The organism is Microcystis sp. M_OC_Ca_00000000_C217Col (assembly GCF_007095585.1).
GTDB classification, from domain to species: domain Bacteria; phylum Cyanobacteriota; class Cyanobacteriia; order Cyanobacteriales; family Microcystaceae; genus Microcystis; species Microcystis panniformis.
This window is the reverse complement of record NZ_SFBV01000219.1, coordinates 1-3,294: the sequence shown is the minus strand read 5'-3', so window position 1 is coordinate 3,294 and position 3,294 is coordinate 1. Positions and strand designations below refer to the sequence as shown.

At 42.3% G+C, this 3,294-nt stretch carries 5 protein-coding genes and 1 pseudogene; 2 read left to right on the top strand and 4 right to left on the bottom strand.

All coding sequences use genetic code 11. From position 1 onward, the window contains the following. A partial coding sequence (locus EWV66_RS24155) for a transposase-like zinc-binding domain-containing protein (RefSeq protein WP_502705652.1) occupies positions 1-78 on the bottom strand: 78 nt, incomplete at its 3' end. A 216-nt stretch (positions 79-294) separates the two neighbouring features. Here EWV66_RS24155 and EWV66_RS13165 point away from each other — a divergent pair. Further along, positions 295-1,347 (top strand): phosphotransferase enzyme family protein, encoded by a 1,053-nt coding sequence (locus EWV66_RS13165; RefSeq protein WP_043995549.1) that lies wholly within the window; start codon positions 295-297, stop codon positions 1,345-1,347. 206 nt (positions 1,348-1,553) lie between these two features. After that, positions 1,554-1,934: a DUF7682 family zinc-binding protein gene (locus EWV66_RS13160; protein WP_002747647.1), complete on the top strand. Its 381-nt coding sequence runs from the start codon at positions 1,554-1,556 to the stop codon at positions 1,932-1,934. Between the two features lie 9 nt (positions 1,935-1,943). Here EWV66_RS13160 and EWV66_RS13155 read toward each other — a convergent pair whose 3' ends face one another. From EWV66_RS13155 to EWV66_RS13145, 3 genes and pseudogenes are all read right to left on the bottom strand, one after another. Continuing rightward, positions 1,944-2,438 (bottom strand): DUF29 domain-containing protein, encoded by a 495-nt coding sequence (locus EWV66_RS13155; protein WP_052277504.1) that lies wholly within the window; start codon positions 2,436-2,438, stop codon positions 1,944-1,946. Between the two features lie 10 nt (positions 2,439-2,448). After that, on the bottom strand, positions 2,449-2,940 hold the full coding sequence (locus tag EWV66_RS13150; protein ID WP_052277503.1) for a DUF29 domain-containing protein: 492 nt from the start codon (positions 2,938-2,940) through the stop codon (positions 2,449-2,451). Between the two features lie 135 nt (positions 2,941-3,075). Then, a pseudogene (locus tag EWV66_RS13145) lies at positions 3,076-3,294 on the bottom strand (IS4 family transposase); the annotation flags it as partial.

Sequence of the window (3,294 nt, the reverse complement as noted above, 5' to 3'; positions counted from 1 at the left end):
ACAAATATGATTTTGTTTACCTTGTTTATTGATGCCATTTTTACGGATATGGGTAGATTTACATTCAGGGCATTGCATTTTGATTTCCTCCATTCATATCTCTATTATGCAACGCCAAAATTTTCACCCCCACAGATGAAAGAGGTTTCTTTCCCTACACCCCACACCCCACACCCTCTTTCAAGTCAGAGGAATGTAGCGAAATATACGGAGCGATCGAACCAATTTGTAATATATGTGGCCTATAAAATAGGATGATGCGAGCGTTGTCCACACTTGCATCGGGAGGGAACCGTGACGACTTTTCTGGCTTCGCTCAATTTACTGCCTTCTAGTTCTGCCGCTGCCAATTTTCGGCCTGGAGAATGGACTTTTCCCACACTCTACTCCACTCTGGCTCCCGCTGCCCTAGCAGATTTAGTTTTTTCTCGTTACGAGATTGATGTACCGAAAAATTGTCAATTTTGGCATCGGGGTTTAAGTGATGTGTATCTCCTCGAAACCATGACAACTCCTTACATTTTGCGAGTGTCTCACTGCCATTGGCGCAGCAAAATGGAAATCGACTTCGAGTTAGAATTATTAGATTATCTCGATCGCTCTCAGGTTCCCGTCGCCGCGCCAATTCGCAGCAAAAACGGTGATTTATCCCTAGAAATTAATGCTCCGGAAGGGAAACGTTACGCCGTCCTTTTTCCCTATGCTCCGGGGGGAATTGCCATTGGGGATATAGATATAGAGCAAGCCTATCATTTAGGGGCGATCGTGGCTAATTTACATCAGGTGACGGCAGATTTTCAAACCCTAGCCTATCGTCATCCCCTCAACCTCAAATATCTTCTCGAGGATTCCCTGCAAATTATTGCACCTTTTCTGCACCAACGACCGAGCGACCTAGACTGTGTCTTAGAAACCATTGGGGAAATAGAGGAAGAAACCGCTAAATTACCGACAGAATCTCCCTATTGGAGCATTTGTTGGGGCGATCCTCATAGTGGTAATGTGCATATCACCCCTGATAATCAGATGACCCTATTTGATTTCGATCAGTGCGGTTATGGTTGGCGAGTTTTTGATATCGCTAAATTTCTGCAAGTTTCCCTACAATCTGGTTTAAATCGCCAGGTTCGCCACAGTTTTATTCAAGGTTACGATCAAACAGTGCCTTTAACCGATGGTGAATTATCTTGTCTTCAGTATCTCACCCAAGCGGCCTATATTTGGTCTTGGTCAATTAGCTTAAATAACCTGCGTTTAACCGATTATAGTCGTCTCTGTGCTAATTATTTTAGTAGCCGTTTGGCCATTCTCAAACGTTTAAGAACCCAAGAATGGGAATTATTCTAAGCAGCCTTAATCCTGTTGGTGACAGCAGGCCCTAACTAACCAAGATCAACTTTCTTGCCGGTCAATGGCCAAACGAGGTATCGATCCCTGTATGCTGGTAAGTATAGATAATCACTAGGTAAAGACTTTCTTCTCCATCTGCCAAAAGTGAAGCAAGCTTTACCGCTCTTGAATAGTCTCTCACAGCCTTACAGACAGATGGTATTATGTCCAGAAGAAAGAAGAAGTTTCCCTGTGGTCACAAGGGTTATGGCCAAGTCTGCCATCATTGCGCTCAACTAGATGCCGCTTGGGAAGAAAGAAAACGTCAAAAAAATGCCTGGGAAGCCACTTTTTCCCAAGATCCGATCGATCTGCGGGAATTACCGAAAAATGTGGTACTTAAAGCTAGGGAAATCCTGCAAGGATTACAAAATCACCGCAATTATCGAGATTTCCACGGTAAACGATTGCGACACGATCGCTTTATTATCAGTATCCCCGTTACCCGCAATTATCGCCTCATCTGTCGCGACCACGGCAATCTCCTCGTCCCAGAAGCGGTTATCTCTCACGAAGATTATAATGTTTGTAAACCGGGTAGGTGAAGCTAATCTTTAGTTCGCTTGGGAAGATTTATCGCTGTTTATATCTTCCCAATCCGGCAGCCAATTTTCAGCGAGAATCTCCTCCAGACTAGCTAATACTTCCACGGGGAAAATACTGGCATCTAATCTGGTTTCGTCAATCATCAGATTGCGAGCATCGAGATAACATTTGGCTAAAATTTCCCTTAAATAGGACTTTAAGCTGGGACTATCTTCTAAAAGATCAGCAATTTGTAGGCGAAAATTCCTGATTTCTTTTTTCCATGCTGCTTGGTTGTAATCTCGTTGGGATTGCCAGTAGGTTAACTTCAGTAAATGTTCTAGGAGTCGAGTTAAGAGACTCTTAAGCGCTCGTCGATTATTTTTCCCCAAATCTGCTAACTCCTCTAATAAATTCTGCCAATCTACCGCTTGAAAATCCCCCCGACGCAATTGGTTGATAGTGTTTTCTAACCAAAGTTGATAATCGCTATCGTAGAGATTTGGCCTGGTAATATTCATCATTTTTTACTCCTTAATTGCACTGTTCAGAATCCTTGCTGATAGCTTCCCAATCCGGCAGCCAATTTTGATCGAGAATCTCCTCGAGATTAGCTAACACTTCCAGAGGGAAAATACTGGCATCTAATTCGGTTTCGTCAATAAGCAGATTGCGAGCATCGAGATAACATTCCTGCAAAATTTCCCTTAAATAGGACTTTAAACTGGGACTATCTTTGAGAATTTTTTTGATCTGAATCCGAAAATTGCGAATTTCTTTTTTCCATCCAGCTTGATTATAATCCCGTTGGGATTGCCAGTAAGTTAACTTCAGTAAATGTTCTAGGAGTCGAGTTAATAAACTTTCTAATGCTCGTCGTTCACTTTTTCCCAAATCTGCCAACTCCTCTAATAAATTCTGCCAATCTACCGCTTGAAAATCCCCCCGACGCAATTGGTTGATAGTGTTTTCTAACCAAAGTTGATAATCGCTATCGTAGAGATTTAAAATAGTAATATTCATCATTTTAAGTAGCTGGTTATAATTAAATTAAAAATGGATTTTAGGTTCGATCCCCCCTGCCCCCCTTAATAAGCTATCCATTAGTCACATCTTTCTTAACATAAAATTTGACAAAAAGAGAAAAGTGTGCAATATGGCTCAAGGGGGTTCTATAGGGGGACTAATTTGATGAGATAGTTTCCAAGTCTGGCTGATATCATGTTACCTTCGCAGTCCCAACCAAATAGTTTTAACACCTGGTTCACCGTCGCCTTTTCTACCTAAAAAACCCCCAAGAGAAGCAATCATTCTGACCGCTTCTGGCCAAGGAGGGCGGCTTTTCAGGTGGCGGACCCTTTTTATGAATAGTGGCACACA